Source organism: Xenorhabdus sp. TH1, assembly GCF_037260955.1.
In the GTDB taxonomy this organism is placed as follows: domain Bacteria; phylum Pseudomonadota; class Gammaproteobacteria; order Enterobacterales; family Enterobacteriaceae; genus Xenorhabdus; species Xenorhabdus griffiniae.
This window is the reverse complement of sequence record NZ_CP147734.1, coordinates 2138899-2161000: the sequence shown is the minus strand read 5'-3', so window position 1 is coordinate 2161000 and position 22102 is coordinate 2138899. Positions and strand designations below refer to the sequence as shown.

At 45.2% G+C, this 22102-nt stretch carries 11 protein-coding genes; 7 read left to right on the top strand and 4 right to left on the bottom strand.

Annotated elements, in window-relative coordinates; all coding sequences use genetic code 11:
• Positions 1-222: 222 nt before the first annotated feature.
• The gene (pspF, locus tag WDV74_RS09405) at positions 223-1230 is read right to left on the bottom strand and encodes a phage shock protein operon transcriptional activator (protein WP_338882458.1); all 1008 of its coding nucleotides are present in this window, start codon (positions 1228-1230) and stop codon (positions 223-225) included.
• Between the two features lie 227 nt (positions 1231-1457).
• On the opposite strand from pspF, the gene pspA reads away from it, so the two are divergent.
• From pspA to tyrR, 6 genes are all read left to right on the top strand, one after another.
• Positions 1458-2129: a phage shock protein PspA gene (gene pspA / locus WDV74_RS09400; RefSeq protein ID WP_273558174.1), complete on the top strand. Its 672-nt coding sequence runs from the start codon at positions 1458-1460 to the stop codon at positions 2127-2129.
• 32 nt (positions 2130-2161) lie between these two features.
• Positions 2162-2389 carry an envelope stress response membrane protein PspB gene (gene pspB, locus WDV74_RS09395; RefSeq protein ID WP_338882457.1) on the top strand — a complete coding sequence of 76 codons (228 nt, stop codon included), beginning with the start codon at positions 2162-2164 and terminating at the stop codon, positions 2387-2389.
• Positions 2389-2751 carry an envelope stress response membrane protein PspC gene (gene pspC / locus WDV74_RS09390; RefSeq protein WP_273558172.1) on the top strand — a complete coding sequence of 121 codons (363 nt, stop codon included), beginning with the start codon at positions 2389-2391 and terminating at the stop codon, positions 2749-2751. The genes pspB and pspC overlap by 1 nt, the downstream gene beginning before the upstream one ends.
• Before the next feature lie 121 nt (positions 2752-2872).
• Complete coding sequence (locus WDV74_RS09385) at positions 2873-4270, top strand: YcjX family protein (RefSeq protein ID WP_338882456.1); 1398 nt, start codon at positions 2873-2875, stop codon at positions 4268-4270.
• Complete coding sequence (locus WDV74_RS09380; RefSeq protein WP_338882455.1) at positions 4267-5343, top strand: YcjF family protein; 1077 nt, start codon at positions 4267-4269, stop codon at positions 5341-5343. The genes WDV74_RS09385 and WDV74_RS09380 overlap by 4 nt, the downstream gene beginning before the upstream one ends.
• Positions 5344-5480: 137 nt before the next feature.
• Positions 5481-7073, top strand: coding sequence for a transcriptional regulator TyrR (gene tyrR / locus WDV74_RS09375; protein ID WP_338882453.1), 1593 nt, complete (start codon positions 5481-5483; stop codon positions 7071-7073).
• A gap of 126 nt (positions 7074-7199) precedes the next feature.
• Here tyrR and tpx read toward each other — a convergent pair whose 3' ends face one another.
• Positions 7200-7703 carry a thiol peroxidase gene (gene tpx, locus WDV74_RS09370; RefSeq protein ID WP_273558169.1) on the bottom strand — a complete coding sequence of 168 codons (504 nt, stop codon included), beginning with the start codon at positions 7701-7703 and terminating at the stop codon, positions 7200-7202.
• Positions 7704-7995: 292 nt separating this feature from the next.
• Between tpx and zntB the strand changes: the two genes are divergently transcribed.
• Complete coding sequence (zntB, locus tag WDV74_RS09365) at positions 7996-8979, top strand: zinc transporter ZntB (RefSeq protein WP_338882452.1); 984 nt, start codon at positions 7996-7998, stop codon at positions 8977-8979.
• Positions 8980-9190: 211 nt separating this feature from the next.
• On the opposite strand, the gene ttcA is transcribed toward zntB, so the two are convergent.
• Both ttcA and WDV74_RS09355 read right to left on the bottom strand, forming a co-directional pair.
• Positions 9191-10084, bottom strand: a complete 894-nt coding sequence (gene ttcA, locus WDV74_RS09360) for a tRNA 2-thiocytidine(32) synthetase TtcA (protein WP_189761323.1) — start codon at positions 10082-10084, stop codon at positions 9191-9193.
• Positions 10085-10385: 301 nt separating this feature from the next.
• Positions 10386-22100 carry an amino acid adenylation domain-containing protein gene (locus WDV74_RS09355; RefSeq protein WP_338882451.1) on the bottom strand — a complete coding sequence of 3905 codons (11715 nt, stop codon included), beginning with the start codon at positions 22098-22100 and terminating at the stop codon, positions 10386-10388.
• Positions 22101-22102 lie beyond the last annotated feature (2 nt).

Genomic DNA, 22102 nt, shown 5'->3' with positions numbered 1-22102 from the left:
TTAACGCTTTCTGCTCAAAAACAACGGACAGATCACGATAATGAGAAAAATTCTCAATAAAATACTTTACAAGTGTAATTGATAAGTATTATCATTCTCATGTGCTTTCAGGGATACACCTTGCAATAGCAAGTCTGTATATCAGGAGAGGCACGACATTGCTCACATTGCTTCCAGTATTTTTTATTAGCCGGCTCGGGTGCCGGCTACTTTTTTATCTGTCTACTCTATCTTGCCATTAACATCAATACGGTGTTTCTTGATTAACCCGCGGAATTGGTGGTAAGTCAAATTGAGTTTGTCAGCCGCCTTTCTTTGATTGAATTGACTTTCTGTCAAAGCCTGTTTGATTAAACTCTTTTCGCTGTCGTTTTGCCATTGTCTTAAATCAAGGGGTAATTTGGGAAGGCAGGCAGGGTTCATCTCACTCTCAGTGGCTAGGGGAGTCGGTTGTTGCGATAGTGAAAAGGGGTTGATGATGATTGTGTTTAATTCATTTTCACTATTACCATGTCGGTAAATAGAGCGTTCGATGACATTCTTTAATTCGCGAACATTGCCAGGCCAGTGGTAGGAAAGTAGCAGTTGTTTAGCTTCGTCAGTAAATCCAGGGAAGAATGGCAATTCCAACTCACGGCACATCTGAATCGCAAAATTTTGTGCCAGTAGCATAATATCCTGTTGCCGCTGGCGTAATGGTGGGATATGAACCACGTCGAACGCGAGCCTATCGAGCAAATCGGCCCTGAATTTTCCACAGGCAGCCATGGCAGGTAAATCTTCGTTGGTGGCACAGATCAAACGTACGTTAACTTGTAATGACTGAGTGCCGCCAACACGCTCCAGGTGGCCATATTCAATGACACGTAATAATTTCTCCTGTACTTGCATGGGCGCAGTAGCGAGTTCGTCAAGAAACAAGGTTCCGCCATCGGCTCGTTCAAAGCGTCCTTGGTGTTTTGAACGAGCGCTAGTGAATGCACCCGCCTCATGACCAAATAGTTCTGAGTCAAGCAAATTTTCGTTGAGTGCTGCACAATTTAGGGAAATGAAAGGGCCTTGCCAACGTGGGGACAGATAGTGTAATCGGCGGGCAATTAACTCTTTACCTGTTCCTCGTTCCCCCAGAACTAAAACAGGTTTGTTCAACTTCGCTAATGCGGAGACTTGTTCCAAAACTTCAATAAAACAGTTTGTTTCACCTAATAGATTATCAATGAACTGGGACATGGTATTTTTCGCCAGAAATTGGTTAACTTTACTAAGCTAGCTAATTGCGATAAAAAAGCAAACAAAAAAATATTTCAATAATTTCAGTTAGATAACAAAAACAAGAAAGTTGGCATGTATCTTGTATTTTGGCATGTATCTTGTATTAGTTAAGTGCCTTATCTTGTATCCGTTTTAACAATACACAGGCACAACAACATACATTCTAATGAAAGAGGTTTATGACTATGGGTATTTTTTCTCGTTTTGCTGATATCGTGAATGCCAATATCTCTTCTCTGCTGGATAAAGCAGAAGATCCACAGAAAATGATCCGTTTGATGATTCAGGAAATGGAAGACACATTGGTGGAGATCCGTTCGACTTCTGCCCGTACCCTGGCAGAGAAAAAACAGCTTTTGCGCCGCATTAGCATGGGTGAAAACCAAATTGATGGTTGGCAAGAAAAAGCTGAACTGGCATTGAGCAAGGGTAAAGAAGATTTAGCGCGTGCAGCATTGATTGAAAAACAAAAAGTCACTAGCTTAGTTGAATCACTCACACACGAATTATCCATTCTGGATGAGACGCTGGGACGTATTAAAGGCGAAGTGACAGAGCTTGAAAATAAATTGACAGAAGCGCGTGCGAGACAACAATCATTGGCACTGCGTCATCAGGCTGCGGCATCTTCGCGCCAGGTACGCCGTCAGTTGGATAGTGGTAAAATCGATGAGGCAATGGCGCGCTTCGAACAGTTTGAACGTCGGATAGACCATATGGAAGCGGAGGCAGAAGCGTTTGGGTTGGGTAAACAGAAATCACTCGACCAACAATTTGCAGAATTGAAGGCAGATGATGAAATCAGTGCACAACTAGCGGCCTTGAAAGCTAAAATGAATATCAAAGATTCTCAATGATGACATATGTCATACATAACTAAGGAAAGATAATGGGCTATATATTTCTTGGGATCCCGCTGATCATTTTTGTGCTTTTTGTCTTACCCATCTGGTTGTGGCTGCATTATAGCCACCGTAACAGCAATCGGGATCAGTTAGGGAACAGTGAAATTCAGCGTTTGGAACAGTTGACGGAGAACGCCAGACGTATGCAAGAACGGATCAAAACGTTAGAAGATATCCTCGACGCAGAGCATCCAAATTGGAGACAGTCATAATGTCAAATCAATACCGTCGAAAACTTTACCGTCTGCCAGAGCAGGGGGTAGTTAAAGGAGTTTGTGCCGGACTGGCAGACTATTTTGACGTACCCGCTCCGCTTATTCGTACCATCGCAGTATTATCGTTGTTCTTTGGTCTATTTGGCATAACGGTATTGGCTTATATTATCTTGACCTTTGTCATGGATCCCGCACCTGCGGGATATTCAGCAGAGGAAAAGTATAGAGGACCATCAGCACAGAAGATGTTGGACGAAATAGACGACCAATTGAAAGCAAGCGAAGCACGTTTACGTCAAATGGAACGCTATGTGACTTCTGATACTTACAATGTGCGTAGCCGTTTCCGCCAGCTTTGAGTTGTAACCAGACAGTGGATATAGCATGGGATCTGGCTTGTAACATCGGCAAAATTTGCCATTATTTCCGTTGCTACAGGCCAGATGAGACTGATTCACGGTATTCCCATTTAGGAGAAACATGAAACGGTTACAAAACGAACTGACAGCACTTGTTAATCGTGGTATGGACCGTCATTTGCGACTGGCGGTAACAGGATTAAGTCGCAGTGGAAAGACCGCATTTATTACTTCCTTGGTAAACCAACTTTTGCATGTTCACAGTGGAGCCAGATTGCCGCTGTTTTCTGCTGTGCGTGATGGGCGTTTGCTTGGTGTGAAGCGAGTGCCACAGCGAGATTTTGGGGTGCCTCGTTTTACCTATGATGAAAACATCGCAGAATTATATGACACTCCGCCTAACTGGCCGACGCCAACCCGTGGTGTAAGTGAAATACGTTTAGCGTTGCGCTATCGTTCTGAAGATTCCCTGTTTCGCTACCTCAAAGAAACTTCAACCCTTTATTTAGAAATTGTCGATTATCCGGGCGAATGGTTATTGGATTTACCCATGCTGGAACAAAATTATCTGGCGTGGTCACGGCATATGCATGGATTACTGAAAGGAGAAAGAGCAAATTGGGCTAAGCCATGGTTAGCGTTATGCCAGCAATGTGATCCACTGGCGCCAGCTGATGAAAATTTACTGGCCAAAATCGCTCAGGCTTATACGGACTACCTGCATCAATGTAAACAGCAAGGTTTGCATTTTATCCAACCTGGCCGTTTTATCTTACCGGGTGATTTGGCGGGAGCACCCGCGCTGCAATTTTTCCCGTGGCCGGATATTGACAGCATCGGAGAGCCACAACTGGCAAAGGCGGATAAACACACCAATATCGGCATGTTGCGTGAGCGTTTTGCTTATTACTGTGATCATATCGTTAAGGCGTTCTATAAAGAGCATTTTCTGCGTTTTGATCGGCAAATTGTGCTGGTGGATTGCTTGCAACCATTAAATAGTGGCCCGCAAGCTTTCAATGACATGCGACTTGCATTAACACAACTTATGCAAAGTTTTCATTATGGTAAACGAACACTGTTTCGTCGTTTATTTTCGCCTTGCATCGATAAGTTGCTGTTTGCTGCCAGCAAAGCAGATCATATTACGTCAGATCAACATGCCAATCTCGTTTCACTCTTACAGCATTTGGTACAGGAGGCATGGCAAAATGCGGCGTTTGAAGGGATCAGCATGGATTGTGTAGGGCTTGCATCTGTTCAGGCAACAGAGAGCGGTATTGTCATGCATAAAGGTGAAAAAATCCCTGCTATCAAAGGCAATCGCTTGTCAGATGATAAGTTATTGACATTTTTTCCAGGTGAAGTGCCACAGCGCTTGCCGAATAGTGAATTCTGGCAGAAACAGGGGTTTAATTTTGAATTATTTCGGCCAAAACAAGCCAATGTTAACACCCCGTTATCCCATATTCGCATGGATAGCGTGATGGAATTTTTATTGGGAGACAAATTAACATGACCGAGCCTTTAAAACCGCGAATGGATTTTGACGATCTTACACAAACAGCGTCTGAGCCATCACTAAAAGCAAAAAAAGAATTTATTGGGCAGGAAGAAGAATTCTATCCGGTTATGTCAGAGCGGGAAGCGGAGGAGAAGGAAAGCGAATTTGAAGGTGCAGTGTATGCTGCGCTGAAACCAAAACGTAGTTTCTGGCGAAAAGTTTTTATCAGTGCTGTCCTGTTATTGGGGATGAGTGTTGTTGCCCAATGTATTCAGTGGATCTACCAGGCATGGCGGCAACATGACTGGATTGCACTGGGGATCGCAGCAGCAGGCAGTATGATTGTGTTTGCGGGAATAGGCAGCGTGATAAAAGAATGGCGGCGTCTTCACCATTTACGGCAGCGTACAGAAGAGCGAGACACGGCGAAAACGCTATTGCAAAGTCATGGCATTGGCAAGGGAAAGCAATTTTGTGAAAAATTAGCAGAACAGGCTGGCATTGAACGACAACATCCGGCATTACAGCGTTGGCAGGCTGCCGTGCATGAGACGCACAATGATCGTGAAATTGTCATGCTATACAGCCAATTAGTTCAGCCTGTCCTGGATACGCAAGCCAGGCAAGAGATCAGTCGCTCAGCTGCGGAATCGGCTCTGATGATCGCTGTTAGTCCATTGGCTATCGTGGATATGGCTTTTATTGCCTGGAGAAACATTCGGCTCATTAATCGTATTGCAGCGCTTTATGGTATCGAGTTAGGTTATTTCAGCCGTATTCGCTTATTTCGGTTAGTATTGCTGAATATTGCCTTTGCAGGAGCCTCAGAGTTAGTCAGGGAAGTGGGTATGGACTGGTTGTCACAAGACATTGCGGCTCGTCTTTCTGCACGTGCCGCACAAGGGATTGGTGCAGGGTTGCTGACAGCCCGTTTGGGCATCAAGGCAATGGAATTGTGTCGGCCTTTGCCGTGGATTGATGGAAATAAACCGAAGTTAGGCGATTTTCGCCACCAATTACTTGCTCAGCTTAAAAATACGTTACCAATGAAAAACAAAAGCACAGCCAAAGAGGCAATAAAAAAGTAAGCAAATTAATAACAAATGTCATACCAGGTTGACATCTTATTTTCTTGTAAACTTTTGCTGACAAGGGCTTCATCTATTGGATAGTAACGGGTAACATTTCAGGCAGTTAAGAACATCGTGTCAATAAGGTCAGAAAAATGCGATTGGAAGTTACTTGTCAGGATCGAATTGGGTTAACCCGCGAGTTACTTGATTTACTGGTTTTACGAAATATTGACCTGAAAGGAATTGAAATTTCTCCTGCATGTCGTATTTACCTTAATTTCACTCAAATTGATTTCAATATCTTTCGGGAGTTGATGGCAGAAATTCGCCGTATCAATGGCGTCATTGATGTCAGGACAGTTGCCTTTATGCCATCAGAAAAAGAGCATCGGGCGATGTGGACATTGTTGGAATCGATTCCCGACCCCATCTTTTCTATTGACATGAAAGGCAATGTTGAACTGGTTAACTCTGCGGCTTTGGCACTGTTTGGTGTCAGTAAAGAAAAAATTAGCCAAAAAAACATTAGCCATCTGATTAACAATTACAATTTCCTTCGCTGGCTTGAAAGTGAGCATCATCAACCCCATTCAGCACAACTCTCCATCAAAGAGCAAAAGTATGGGATGGATATTATTCCTATGCAATTAACGGATGAAAATCAAGTTGTCAGATGTGCAGGGGCGGTAATTATGCTGCGTTCTGGTGAACATCAGCCAACGGGGCATATTGAATCATCACGCAAAAAATTAACCGTAAGTGATGATAATGCTTTTGAACAGATTATTGCTGTCAGTCCTAAAATGGTTCATATCGTTGAGCAAGCCCGTAAGATGTCAATGCTCGATGTTCCCTTGCTGCTTGTTGGTGAAACAGGAACAGGAAAAGATGAATTTGCTAAAGCCTGTCATTTGCGCAGTGCAAGGGGAAAACAGCCTTTTCTTGGGCTAAATTGTGCTTCTATGCCGGATGATGTTGTAGAAAGTGAACTGTTTGGTTATGCGGCGGGAGCCTACCCCAATGCATTGGAAGGTAAAAAAGGATTCTTTGAACAGGCTAATGGCGGTACGGTTTTGCTAGATGAAATTGGTGAAATGTCGCCACAGATGCAGACTAAATTACTGCGTTTCTTGAATGATGGAACATTTCGTCGTGTAGGTGAAGAGAATGAAGTTAAAGTAAACGTCAGGATCATTTGCGCCACGCAGAAAAACTTAATGGAGTTGGTACAAAAAGGGGCGTTTCGGGAAGATCTCTACTATCGGCTGAATGTCTTAACCATCACATTACCGCCTTTGCGGGAACGTCAGGCGGATATCATGCCATTGGCAGACTATTTTGTAACACGTTTTGCGCAAGAACAGGGCTTACATAAGCCTAAATTCTCTGCTGATTTAGAGCAGTTTTTGTGTGGTTACCATTGGCCAGGTAATGTTAGACAGCTTCGTAATGCGATATATCAGGCTTTGACTCAACTTGAGAGTAACAAACTTAGCCCGCAGGATATCCGGCTGCCCGAACTAGAAGCTGAGGTAACATTTAATGAAGATATTTTGGTGGGATCTTTGGATGAAATCAGCAAGCGTTTTGAACGCTCTGTGCTGACACGTCTTTATCGTCATTACCCCAGTACGCGTAAGCTGGCAAAACGGCTTGGTGTTTCTCACACGGCAATCGCCAATAAATTACGTGAATATGGTCTGAATGGTAAAAAACACTTAGTTGAACATGAAGACGGTGAATAATAACTGAAGTATTACGGCTTTTAACAATATCTTATATATGAAATAAGCTGGCGACGATAAAATGATAAATTGTGATTTTATCGTCGCCAGGCAATAAGATTTAAACACTAAACCTTAAAAAAACAATTACTTCAATGCGGCTAACGCGCTGTCATAGTCAGGTTCATTGGTGATTTCATCGACCAACTGGCTATAAATAACTTGATTATTTTCATCCAGAACAACAACAGCGCGTGCAGTCAGTCCACCCAATGGGCCTTCGCTGATTGCAACGCCGTAATCTTCCTGAAATTTCCCGCCACGCAGTGTAGAAAGAGTGACAACATTAGACAGTCCTTCAGAACCACAGAAACGAGACTGCGCGAAAGGCAAATCCGCTGAAATGCACAGCACAACAGTATTATCTAATTCGCTGGCAAGTTGGTTGAACTTACGGACAGATGTGGCACAAACACCGGTGTCAATGCTTGGGAAGATATTAAGCACTTTACGTTTACCTGCGTAATGGCTCAATGTTACATCAGCGAGATCTTTGGCAACTAGCGTGAATTCTTTTGCTGCCTGACCTGCTTGTGGAAAATCTCCATTAACGGTGATATCACCACCTTGAAACTTGACTGTTTGTGTCATGATTTAATCTCTCTAAAAAGTAAACTACGCCGCCAGTGTAAAGGAATAGTGCGATCTTGCCCACAAAAAGAAATAAAATATTCATCCTTCTTTTAATTAACAATATCTTATAATTTATTTATCAAAAAAATACCGTATTGAAGAAAGTCACTATACCAATGGTCGATGGATCAAATCGTGGTTAAAAGGATACCCGATCACTAATCCTGAAGATATCGCCTATAGTCATATCCTGTAACACAATTGAGCATGAAGAGTAAGCGCGAAATTTAAGTACAAATAAGGAGCAGATGTGGAAGCTATCTATGGCTCGGTATTTAAAGGTTCAAATGCAATTTATGCCTGTCAATTAAATGGCAAGGGAGGTGTTACCGCATTTGGGGATAATTCACTCGTAACCGCAGAGCAACCAGTGTGGCAACATCTTGATTATAAAAATCCGGCTAGCCATCAATGGATTATGAATACAACCTTGCTACCGTTCCCAGTAAAGGAGGGGTTAGTGAGTGATAATATCCGTCCAAAGGTCGTGCGCACAGGTGAAGGAACTTTGATTACCTTGAGATCGGTGAACCGTAATGATAATGCGCGTCCCGATCATCTGGTTTCATTTCGCATCTATATTAATGACAAAATTATTATCTCCAGCCGGCATCGAAAAATTCATTCTATCGATCAGGTCTTGGCTGATTTGCATAACGGTGTTGGTGCGAAAAGTACAGGGAATTGGTTGGTAGAAATAGCGGGGGCCATTACTGATGAAGCCAATGATTTTATTGAAGAGCTACATGACAACCTGATTGAGTTTGAAGATGATATTTTGGAACAGAAAGTTCCTGGCCGCGGAGAATTAGTATTACTGCGTAAACAGCTAATCGTTCTGCGCCGATATATGGCACCACAGCGGGATATTTTTATCCGTTTGGCCAGTGAAAAATTGCCTTGGATGAATAATGAAGAGCGCCGTTTAATGCAAGAGATTGCTGATCGGTTGGGTAGGGGAATAGATGATCTTGATGGTTGTATTGCCCGAACCGCAGTTCTTGCTGATGAAATCACGTCCATGATGGCGGATGCCATGAACCGCCGTACTTACATGATGTCTCTATTGGCGATGGTATTCTTGCCAACCACCTTTTTGACTGGATTGTTCGGTGTCAACTTGGGCGGAATACCCGGTAATGAGTATCGGTTTGGGTTTGGTTTGTTCACGCTTTTGTTGTCACTATTAATGGTGGCTTTTGCGTGGTGGTTAAGGCGAAGTAAATGGCTATAGGATTTGAGATAAATCAATGATTGGTTGCCATAATTAAGGCATCATAGTTTCCGCAGGTGAATACAGCGTTGAACGTTGTGCTCCATAATTGTAGTTTTTCTCATATTGAGTTTTACACAGAATAATTGCTCATTAATTATGCCGATACTTGTTTTAGTATCGGCTATTTTTTTGACGGAGTTTAAGCCACCTGTACCAAAACTGCTTAGTTTTAAATGTTTGTCACATCGATAAACAGTGATTCATTAATATTCGTTGACGATACCACTGCTTCGTTAAAAGCATACTCTTCCCTTTCTCCCTCACGATGCAATGGCAAGTTGACAAAATCGAAAATCGTTTTGTCTGCCAGTTGGCTTGGGCTAACATTCTGAATAGACTTAAAAATATTCTCCACTCGGCCTGGTGTTTTCTTATCCCAATCTACTAGCATTGCTTTGATCGCCTGTCGCTGTAAGTTTTCTTGGGAACCACATAAGTTGCAAGGAATGATTGGGAATTTTTTGCTTTCCGCATACTCAATCAGGTCTGTTTCCCTGCAATATGCCAGCGGCCTGATGACAACATTACGGCCATCGTCAGAGCGTAATTTTGGCGGCATCGCTTTCATACGTGCGCCATGGAACATATTCAGGAACAGCGTTTCAACGATGTCATCAAGATGATGTCCCAGCGCAATTTTTGTTGCCCCGATTTTTTCTGCAAAAGAATAGAGGGTGCCGCGACGTAGTCTTGAACACAATCCGCAGGTAGTTTTGCCTTCAGGAATTTTCTCTTTAACAACAGAATAGGTATCTTTATCAACAATGTAGTATGGAATATCCAGGCTTTCAAAATATTGGGGTAAAATGTGTTCAGGGAAGCCAGGCTGTTTCTGATCAAGGTTTACTGCAACGACTTTGAATTTTATTGGTGCCGCTTTTTGCAGATTCAACAGAATATCTAACATCGCGAATGAATCCTTGCCGCCACTAATACATGCCATTACAACATCGTTATCTTCAATCATATTGTAATCAATGATGGCATTACCAACGTTTCTCCGCAGGCGTTTCTGGAGTTTGTTGAATTCAAGTGTCTCTTTTCTCGTATCTTTTTGATTCATTGCGACTTCTCACATTGCCGATTAATTGGCTGTAGATTTTCTATACGGATCCTTTGCAGGAGGGGGATTATACGGATTTTTCTTTTTGTTTGAAACATGTCTGTGTCCAACCGATTTCAGCCATATATCGAGCAGTGTTATAAAAAAGCACGGTAGTGATAAGGATGCCGCTGATATCGGCTGGAAAAATATTCACAGTTGGTTTTATACCAATCGTCTTTCAAGTCAAAATTCATTGGGTATATTATTTCTAATAATAAAGATGTAAAAAAATAAGGCCAGCAATACTGGCCTTGTTAAGTTACTCTATATTGATATCATCCTTATTTGACAATGTATTAATTATTTCTGCACTGATAATGGAAACAGACTCAATAATATTCTCGTGATAACAATCATCAATCAACTTAATGACTAATGGATGGGTTGACCATTGTGAAATATTATTATCTGGTATTTTGATTATCAGTCGACTCATAGTAAGTCCTGTTTCTTCTTTATGATGTGGGTTTATTTTACCCGCTTTAAATAAAGTGATATTTGTATATGATAATTTTCCGCTTAAATGACAGTCCGCTATTCTAGACTCAAAAGGTATTGCTTCTAATACCTTATTAATATAAGTTTCGCTTGCTCCCATTTCCTGTAACTTTTTGATAACCTTGTTATATGCATTTGATATATCTAATTTATTTCTAAGTTTTCTTATCTCATCATTATTGATGACGGTATCTAATAGAAACAACTGAATCTCTTTTGCACCAAGTTGTTCCAATTGAAATGCAATCTCTATCGCTAATTGTCCTCCTAATGACCAGCCTAGAATACGGATAGGTTTATCAATGGAAGTTTCAGTCAAGATTAATTTCATGTAGATCTGTGCTATCTGTTGTAATGAATCGATTTTATGCTCTGTGGAAAGATTGTAATTATCGATACCGATGCAGTTATACGTATCAGATAAAGCATTTGCCAGAGGCTCATAGACTTCACTACCGCAATTAACTGCATGGATCATAAACAGTTTATTGCTTGCGGTTGATTCGGGTGTTAAGAAATTAAGTAAATTAGATGTAGCGCTACCGGCTTCCAACCATTGGGATAACAAGGAAATGCATTTGTAGCTAAATAGAATATTTAAAGGAATATCAACGTTTATTTCATTACGTATTGCTGTAGTTAATTTAATCGCTATGAGGGAATTACCACCAATGCGGAAGAAGTTATCTTCAATACCTACCCGTTCCAAACCCAAAACTTCCTGCCAAATAGCACATAACTGAGTTTCTAAGGCATTACGGGGCGCAATATAGTTGTCACTTTTACCCCATACCGGTGTTGGCAAGGCGCGGCGATCCAGCTTGCCGTTGAGGGTTAAGGGTACGGATTCGATACGGGTAAAGTTGGCGGGCAGCATATAGTCTGGCAAGCGGGTGGAAAGATACCGAACCAAGGTATCATCGGGCAGCACACCATCGGTGACCAGATACGCCACCAGTATTTGATCCCCTTTGTACTTATGGTCGATCACCACCGCCTGTTTGACCTGTGGGTGTGAAGTCAGGACGTTTTCGATTTCCCCTAATTCGATACGGTAGCCACGGATCTTAACCTGAAAATCATTGCGTCCCAGATATTCCAGCTCCCCGTTCGGTAGCCAGCGGACTAAGTCGCCGGTTTTGTACAAACGGGTATAGCCACGGGCTTTATCTGCTTCTGACGCAAACGGGTTCTCAACAAAACGTTCAGCGGTGAGTTCAGGCCGGTTTAAATACCCCCGTGCCAGTCCGGCACCGCCGATATATAATTCACCCGACACACCGATAGGGGACAAGTTGTTGTGACTATCAAGGACGTAAAGACGAACATTATTGATGGCTTTGCCAATATTGTTGGCGATTTCCCCGGATTGGTAGTGCTTGCCGCTGGCACAAACGGTCACTTCGGTCGGGCCGTACGCATTCAGTACCTCGCAGTGATGACTGAAATAGTCCAGAAAGTCTAAGAACGGGGCTTCTCCCGCGGTCACCAATAACTGCAAAGAGGGCAATTCAGTGCCAATTAACACTTTTAATATGGCTGGGGGTAAGGTGGCTAATTCAATGCCTTCGCGCTGGATCAATTGTGCAACGGCCGGCGCATTGCGCTCTGTTTCACTGCACAGATAGACCGTCAGGCCATGCAGTAAACTGACAAACAGTTCAGAAACCGAGGCATCAAAGACATAAGCCGCAAACATTAAGGCTTTTTTGCGCTTTGTGATATCAAACAGGGCTGCCTGTGCCGCCACCAGATGAGACACATTTTTATGCTCAATCATGACGCCTTTTGGCTGCCCCGTGGTGCCTGAGGTATAGATGATATAAGCCAGATCGGTAGGTTTATTGACTATAGCCAGATTTTCTACGGGCTGGTTTATCGTGATGCTCCGGTCATCTGCCGCTATCCGTATCGGCGGCGCTGCCCGTGCTTCCGCCAGTGTTGTCAGATAGCGTTGCTGGGTGAGGACACACGGGCTTTGGGTGTCTTGCAGAATAAACTGCACCCGCTCCGGCGGGTATGTCGGGGAAATCGGCACATAAGCGCCGCCGGCTTTGAGCACTGCCAGAATACTGATGACCATCTCCAGACTGCGGTCGAGATAGAGGGCAATGGGGGTGTCTGCGGGCAGAGGGGCATTTTTATGTTGCTGGCAATGTTCACGAATAACCCGGGCTAACTGATTGGCCCGTTGGTTTAACTGCCGGTAGGTCAGGGTTTCCCCTTCAAATACCAGTGCTATATTATCCGGCGTCTTTTCTGCCTGTACTTCAAACAGCTGCTGTACGGTTTTCTCTTGCGGGTAAGGCGCATCGGTCTGGTTCCAGGTGTGCAGCAGGGTGTGGCGCTCCGAGGAAGACAGGATAGCAATCCCCGCCAGCGATTGTTGCGGGTCTGTCACGAAGGCGGCCAGCACCCGTTGGTAGACAGCGGCCAGTCGTGCCATGGTGGTGTCGTTAAACAGGCTGACCGCGTAATTCAGGTTGCCTGTAATAGCGGGTTGTCCCTCAGACAGAAACAGGCTCAGGTCAAACTTGGCCGGGCTGTACAGGGATTCATCTAATGTCACTGGCTGGAACGGCAGCCTGGCTTCATCTGGCCGGTGTTCCCCAACACGGTGTAAGCCAAACATCACCTGAAAAATGGGATGACGGGCGGGGTCACGCTCAATTGCCAGAGCGTCAAGCAGTTGTTCAAACGGCATGTCCTGATGCGCTTTGGCATCGGCAAGCAACTGATGAATTTGTTGAATCAGGGTGGCGATACTGTCTGTCAGCACAAGTTGTGCCCGCAAGACCAGGGAGTTGACAAACATCCCTATCAGCGCTTGGGTTTGGGCGTGGTGCCGGTTATCAGTTGGTGTGCCCAGTACGATATCGTTTTGGCCGGATAGTTTTGCCAGCGTGACATAAAAGCCACTGAGCAGCACGGTATACAGGGTGGTTTCCTGCTCTTTTGCCAGCATTCTGAGCTGGTCAGAAAGGGCGGTATCTAGCGTGAAATTGAAGTCCCGTCCCTGATAACTAACCTGGGCGGGTCTGGTGTAGTCTGTTGGCAAGGCCAGGGTTTCGTAGTGGGCTAAGGTTTGTCGCCAGTAAGCGAGCTGGCGTTCACGCACATCGCCCTGTAAATATTCCCGCTGCCAAGCGGCATAGTCGCCATAGGTGATATCCAGAACAGGCAACGGGCTATCACGGCCGGCTAACAAGGCTGGGTAAATCTCGGCCAGTTCACGCATAAAAATGTCGATGCCCCAGCCATCAATGGCGATATGGTGCCATAACATCAGGAAGTAATGTTTATCGGCCAGGGTATAGTGACAGAGGCGCAGGCTGGGTTCGGTGGTCAAATCAAATGGCGTGGCTATCTCAGTGCGTACGGTATCCAGAAGCGTGTCAATATCATCACAGGGCGCGACTGACCGGATAACCAACGGCCTGTCCAGTATTTGTTGGTAGTTCTGTCCGTCATCATGATGGGGATATACCGTTCTTATCACGGCATGGCGCTGTGCTAATCGGTTAATGGCGGTTTCTAACACAGGCAGACAGGCGGCATTATCCAGTTGAACCAGACAGGGAATATGGTAGGCATCGGTGCCCTGTTCAAACTGCTCGATAAACAGCATTCGCTCCTGAGCAAAGGATAAGGGGTAGTGCGCCAATTCGCGGTGAGGGATAACCGTATTGGCGGGGTGTCCCATTTGGTTCGCCAGGCTGGCGATGGTTTTGTGTTCAAAGAGTTGCGTCAATGAAACCGCAAGCCCAAGGGTGTGGTGAATTGCGGCCGTCAGCTTAATCGCGGTCAGGGAATTGCCGCCGATACGGAAGAAGTTATCTTCAATCCCCACCCGCTCCAAACCTAATACCTCCTGCCAGATAGCGCATAACTGAGTTTCTAAGGCATTACGGGGCGCTATATAGTTGTCACTCTTGCCCCATACCGGTGTTGGCAGGGCGTGGCGATCTAGCTTGCCGTTGAGGGTTAAGGGGACGGATTCGATACGGGTAAAGTTGGCGGGCAGCATATAGTCTGGCAAGCGGGTGGAAAGATACCGAACCAAGGTATCATCGGGCAGCACACCATCGGTGACCAGATACGCCACCAGTATTTGATCCCCTTGATGCTTATGGTCGATCACCACCGCCTGTTTAACTTGTGGGTGTGAAGTCAGGGCGTTTTCGATTTCCCCTAATTCGATACGGTAGCTCCGGATCTTAACCTGAAAATCATTGCGCCCCAGATATTCCAGCTCCCCATTCGGCAGCCAGCGGACTAAATCACCGGTTTTGTACAAACGAGTGTAGCCACAGGTTTTATCTGCTTCTGAGGCAAACGGATGCTCAACAAAACGTTCAGCGGTGAGTTCAGGCCGGTTTAAATACCCCCGTGCCAGTCCGGCACCGCCGATATATAACTCACCCGCCGCGCCGATAGGAGATAAGTTACCCTGTTTGTCAACGACATACAGACGGGCGTTATTAATGGCTCTGCCAATATTGCGGGCAATCGCCCCGGATTGGTAGTGCTTGCCGCTGGCACAAACGGTCACTTCGGTGGGGCCGTAAGAGTTGAATACTTCGCTGTGATGGCTGAAATAGTCAAGAAAATCTAGGGATGGGGCTTCTCCCGCGGTCACCAATAACTGCAAAGAGGGGAACTCAGTGCCGATTAATAACTTCAGTATGGCAGGAGGCAGGGCGGCGATTTCAATACCTTCGCGTTGGATCAGTTGTGCAACGGCCGGCGCATTGCGCTCTGTTTCGCTGCACAGATAGACCGTCAGGCCATGCAGTAAACTGGAAAACAGTTCGAAAACGGAACCATCAAAGACATAAGCCGCAAACATTAGGGCTTTTTTGCGCTTTGTGCTATCAAACAGGGTTGCCTGTGCCGCCACCATATGGGCCACATTTTTATGTTCGATCATGACGCCTTTAGGCTGCCCCGTGGTGCCCGAGGTGTAGATGATATAGGCCAGGTCGGTAGGTTTATTGACGGATGCCACATTTTCTACGGGCTGGTTTATGGTGATAGTTTGGTCATCTGCCGCTATCCGTGCCTGAGCATATTCCGCCAGTGTTGTCAGATAGCGTTGCTGGGTAAGGACACACGGGCTTTGGGTATCTTGCAGAATAAACTGCACCCGCTCCGGCGGGTATGCCGGGGAGATCGGGACATACGCACCACCGGCTTTCAGTACCGCCAGAATACTGATGACCATCTCCAGACTGCGGTCAAGATAGAGGGCGATGGGGGTGTCTGCTGGCAGAGGGGCATTTTTATGTTGCTGATAATGTGCACGAATAACCCGGGCTAACTGGTTTGCCCGTTGATTTAATTGCCGGTAGGTCAGGATTTCCCCTTCAAACACCAGTGCCACATTATCCGGCATCCTTTCTGCCTGTACTTCAAAAAGTTGCTGTACGGTTTTATCTTGCGGGTAAGGGGCATCGGTCTGGTTCCAGGTGTGCAGCAGGGTATAACGCTCTGCTTCACTGAGAAACAGGATGGCGGTATGAAGCTGGTGTGGATCACCGGCCACAGCGTGTAGAATGCGTTCAAGCTGATGCAACAAGCGCTGTGCTTGTTTATCGGTCAGCCAATCTTCACCATAACCCAATTTAACCGTAAGACAGTTATTTTGCTCATAGGCCATTAACGACACCGGATAGTCCACTTTTTCGATGGCCTGACTGAATGTCAGGGTATTCTCGATACCTCCTTCATTTTCGTTTGCCACGGGGACGGGGTAGTTTTCAAAGACAAACAGGCTATGGAATAACCGTTCCCCGTCGGATTGCAAACTGGCAAGTGAGACGGCACTGTGGCTGTTGAGCGCAGCGATATCTTTCTGTATAGCTTGTAAGACGCTAATAACACTGCGGTTATTATCCCACTGCACCATTAATGGCAACGTATTAATATACAGGCCGACGCTGGATTCAATACCGTCTACCGGTATATCGCGTCCGGATACGGTGGTGCCGACAATAGTCTGTTCATCTCCGGTGTAACTGTGCAGTAATTTATGCCAGGCAAATTGCAAGACCACGTTCAGGGTAATGCCTTGTTCACGACACATTTTCTTAATCTGCTGATATACGTTTCCCTGGACAGTAATAGTTTGCCTCGCGGGTTTTTCAATCGTTCTTAGCCGAGTTAAATCAATGTGATGACTTAACAGGGCAGAAAGATTATTGGCTCCCTGAAATTGTGCTTTACGCTTCTCCCAATAGATTTCAGATCCCGCTTTGTGTTCCAGATAATATTGCTGGGTTGCCAGATAGGCTTTATCTGCCACTATTTGGGGAACGCGTTTTTGTGCGAGTTGGTTGTAATATTCATGCACGTTTTGCAATAAAATTGGGTTACTCCAACCGTCAGTAATACTGTGATGTTGCGTGATTAACACCGTTACCCGTTGTTCACTCTGTTTAATTAAGGTAAAGCGGATTAACCCGGGCTGACGTAAATCAAAGGGTAAGGTGCGATCATGTTGTTGGATCGCTTCAATCGCTCTGGCTTTCTCTTCTGGTAATAACTGACTGATATCCTTGATAATAAAATTTTTCGAATCAAGGCTTGCCCCTTCAGTGACAATCTGCAACATTTCCCCTTCCCAATTAAATGCTGTTCTGAGGATAGGAAAGCGCAGTGAGGTTAGAACCCAGGCCTGTTGGTAGGTGGCAAGGTCGAGTTGAGTGTGATAATCCAACAGCAGTTGCACGCGATAAGCATCATCCTGTGGTTGAGCCAGATGATGATAAATAAATCCTTGCTGCAAGCTGGTTGCGGGATACAGTGCTTCAATCTGATATGTCTGTTGAAGATGACGCAAAAGTTCGATTGAGATCCCTTCAATACCGTAGTCACTGGGCGTTTTTATTCCACCCAATTGAGCCTGTTTTTGACCGGCGGTGATAACAGAATTAAGTGCCTGCTCAAAGGCTGTGATAAATTTTTGTGTCTGAGTTTGTGATAAGGACGAACTAAGACTAAATTGCAGCCTGCCCGTTTGAATTAATCCATTAATATTCAATAACAAATGACTATGGTTATCATCTGTCACGACGGTTCCACAGTCGTCGCTGATCAGTGACCAATTTTGCTCAATTTCTGTGCCTAACTGCCCGAGATAATTGAAGCCAATTGTCGGTAAATCTCCCGACAGATATCCGGCCTGACGTAATGCACCATAACCGATACCTTTGTTTGGCACGGTACGCAGCATCTCTTTTGTGTGAATAATCGTCTCAGCGATATTGTCCTGCATTACCAGACGAACTGGATAAGTGGTTGTAAACCAGCCGATGGTTTCTGAAACATCCAGTGTGTTATCAATTGCTTCCCGTCCATGACCTTCAAGCATAATGTGGTTAACTGGATGTGAGAAAATAGTCTGTAATGCTAATGTGAGGGCACTAAGCAATAAATCGTTAATTTCGGTATGGTAACCGGCATTGGCTTCACGCAGCAGAATATCGGTTAATTCAGCGGAAACACTCAACTTGTGTTGGCTCATTTCATGCGAAGCAGAGTAGACATGGTTTTCAGCCATGACTTGCTGCCAATAGAGAATTTCCTGTTGATGGTGCTCTGCATAGTGATGGATCGCATTAACCCATTGCCGATAGCTACTGGTTTTCGCTGGCAGCGTTTCGCCTTGCAGCAATCTGCGCAGATCTTCCGCAATAATTCGCCAGGACACGACATCAATAATCAGGTGGTGAAATGCGAAGAATACGCGGGCGCTGCCATCGGCATATCCGGTCAGATGAGCGGCTTGCCACAAAGGGCCAGTGCAATAATTGAAGCCACTTTGCCATTGGGTCAGTTGTTGATGATTTAATTCATTGAAATCACAATGCTGTAATGTGGGTAACCAGGGGGGGATCCCTGCGGGATAACACTGGCGATAACCCTGTTCGGTATTAATAAAATGAGCGCGTAACATATCATGCCGCTCAGTCAGTGCGATCAATGCTTGTTCAATAGCCGCATGACTGATATTGCCTGGCAGCCGGATCATAAATGCCTGATTCCAATGATGCGGGCTTGATAAATTCCAGTTGAAGAAATCTTGCTGGATAGGCAATAGACCAAATTCCCCATGCAATAATCCCTGTTCAGCCACCACAGAGACATGGGATGAAGTTTGTGCCAGCAGTTGCGCTAACTGCATTACCGTTGGTGCTTCAAAGATCGATTTGACTTGCAGGGAAAAACCAGCCCGTCGCAGCCTGGAAACCAGTTTGATGCTGATTATGGAATCGCCACCAATACGGAAGAAATTATCTTCAATGCCAATTCTCTCCAGCCCTAATACTTCCCGCCAAATGGCACACAACTGGGTTTCTAAGTCATTACGGGGCGCTATATAACTGTCGCGGTTTTCCCATTTCGGTTCTGGCAGGGCGCGGCGATCCAGCTTGCCGTTGAGGGTTAAGGGTATGGATCCAATGCGGGTAAAGTTGGCAGGCAGCATATAGTCTGGCAAGCGGGTAGAAAGATATCTAATCAGGGTGTCATCGGATAGCGCGCTATCTGTGACCAAGTACGCGATCAGTACCTTATTTCCTTTATGCTCGTGATCAGTCACTACCGCTTGTTTTATCTGTGGGTGTGAGGTCAGGGCACTTTCTATTTCCCCCAGTTCAATGCGATAACCGCGAATTTTAACCTGGAAGTCATTGCGTCCCAGATATTCCAGCTCTCCATTCGGTAGCCAGCGGACTAAGTCGCCGGTTTTGTACAGGTGGGTATAGCCGTTGGCTTTGTCTTCTGGGGTGGCAAAGGGATTTGGCACGAAACGTTCGGCAGTGAGTTCTGGTTGATTTAAATAACCGCGTGCTAATCCGGCACCGCCGATATATAACTCGCCTGATGCACCGATGGGGGACAGGTTTCCCGGTTTGTCAAAAACATACAGACGAACGTTATTAACTGCTTTACCAATATTGCTGGCAATGTCTTCATGTTGATAGCGCTTTCCAGTTGCACAAACGGTGATTTCGGTCGGACCGTACGCATTCACCACATCACAGTGATGGCTGAAATAATCAAGAAAATCTAAGGAGGGTGATTCACCGGCCGTCACTAATAACTGTAAGGAAGGTAACTTAGCACCAACTAATAATTTCAATATAGCCGGGGGTAAGGTAACGATTTCAATACCTTCTCGCTGAATCAATTGTGCAACTGCCGGTGCATTGCGTTCTGTTTCGCTGCACAGATAAACCGTCAGGCCATGCAGTAAACTGAGAAACAGTTCGGAAACCGAGGCATCAAAGACATAAGCCGCAAACATTAAGGCTTTTTTTCGCTTTGTGATATCAAACAGTGCTGCCTGTGCCGCCACCAGATGAGCCACATTTTTATGCTCAATCATGACGCCTTTAGGCTGTCCTGTAGTGCCTGAGGTATAGATGATATAGGCCAAATCAGTAGGTTTATTGACCGGAACCAAATTTTCCACGGACTGATCCCTGATAATTGTTTGGTCATCTGCCGCTATCGATATCGGTGATCCTGCGAGTGTTGTCAGATGTCGTTTTTGGGTGAGTACGCACAGGCTTCCGGTATCTTGCAGAATAAACTGCACCCGTTCTGGGGGATATTCGGGGGATATAGGCACATAAGCGCCGCCGGCTTTCAGCACTGCTAAGATACTAATCACCATTTCCAGACTGCGATCGAGGTAGAGGGCGATGGGGGTGTCTGCTTGCAAAGGGGCATCATTGTACTGCTGAAAACGGTCACGAATAACACGGGCTAACTGATTGGCTCGTTGATTTAATTGCCGGTAGGTTAGGGTTTCCCCTTCAAATACCAGTGCCACATGATCCGGCGTCTTTTCTGCCTGTACTTCAAAGCGTTGCTGTAAGGTTTTATCTTGCGGGTAAGGCGCATCAGTCTGATTCCAGGTGTGCAGTAGGGTATGACGCTCTTCTTCACTAAGGAACAAAATAGAAGTATGAAGCTGGTGTGGATCACAGGCTACAGCGTGTAGAATACGTTCAAGCTGATAAAGTAAGCGTTGCGCTTGTTTATCTGTCAGCCAGTCTTCACCGTAGCCTAATTTGACGATCAGGCTGTTATCCTGTTCATAAGCCTTCAGCGATACCGGATAATCCACTTTTTCGAAGGCCTGGCGGAATGTTAGGGTGTTTTCAATGCCGCCCTCGTTTTCGTTCACTACAGGATCAGGGTAGTTTTCAAAAACCAGCAGGCTGTGGAATAACCGTTTCCCATCGGATTGTAAGCCGGCAAGCGATATCGCACTGTGGCTGTTGAGTGCGGCGATATCCTGTTGTATCTCTTGCAATATAGCAGCTACGCTGTCAGCCTGATTCCATTGCACTGTTAACGGTAACGTATTGATATACAAGCCGACACTAGACTCAACACCCTCTACCGGTACATCGCGCCCGGATACAGTAGTACCGACAATGGTCTGTTCATCTCCGGTGTAACTGTGCAGTAATTTATGCCAGGCAAATTGCAATACCACATTCAGGGTAACACCTTGCATTCGGCACATATCCTTAAGTTGCGTATAGGCGTCTCCTCGCACAATAAGCGCTTGTTCGGCTGGCTTTTCAACGGTTTTTATCTGCGTTAAATCAACATGCTGACTTAGCAGCGCAGAAAGATCGTTGGCTCCCTGAAAGTGAGCTTTGCGCTGCGCCCAATATGCTTCTGTTTCAACTTTATGATCCAGATGATATTGCTGGGTTGCCAGATAAGCCTGTTCTACGACAACCTGCGGTACTTGTCCCTTTATCAGTTGATTGTAATATTCATGTACAGCCTGTAATAAAATCGAATGACTCCAACCATCGGCAATACAGTGATGTTGGGTGATCAGCACGGTTACCCATTGTTCATTTTGTTTGATGAAAGTGAAGCGGATTAACCCAGGCTGGCTTAAATCAAAAGGCAAGGTACGGTCATGTTGTTGGATTGCTTCAATCGCCTTGTTTCGCTCTGTTTCTGGTAATTGGCTGATATCTTTACTCTTGAAATGTGCCGAATGAATACTGGCACCCGCAGTGACAATCTGCAAAATTTCCCCTTCCCAATCAAATGCGGTTCTGAGGATAGGGAAACGCAGGGAGGCCAGCGACCAGGCTTGTTGATAGGCGGTAAAGTCGATATTGGTGTGATAATCCAACAGTAACTGCATACGATAGGCATCATCCTGTGGTTGAGTCAGATGATGATAAATAAACCCCTGTTGTAAACTGCTGGCAGGAAATATCACTTCAATGCCATTAAAGGTAAAACGTTTGAAATCCTCTTCGGAGAAAATGTTCTCCTCATGTAAGAAAGTTAATATGTTTTCCCTTTTCTTCTTAACCTTATCAATAAGCTGGACAGGGGGTGTTTCCCCTGTAAATGCCAGTTTTAATTTATTCTCACAAGCCCATATCGATACATGATTTTTTTTAAGTTCTTTAAATAGCATCAACATTT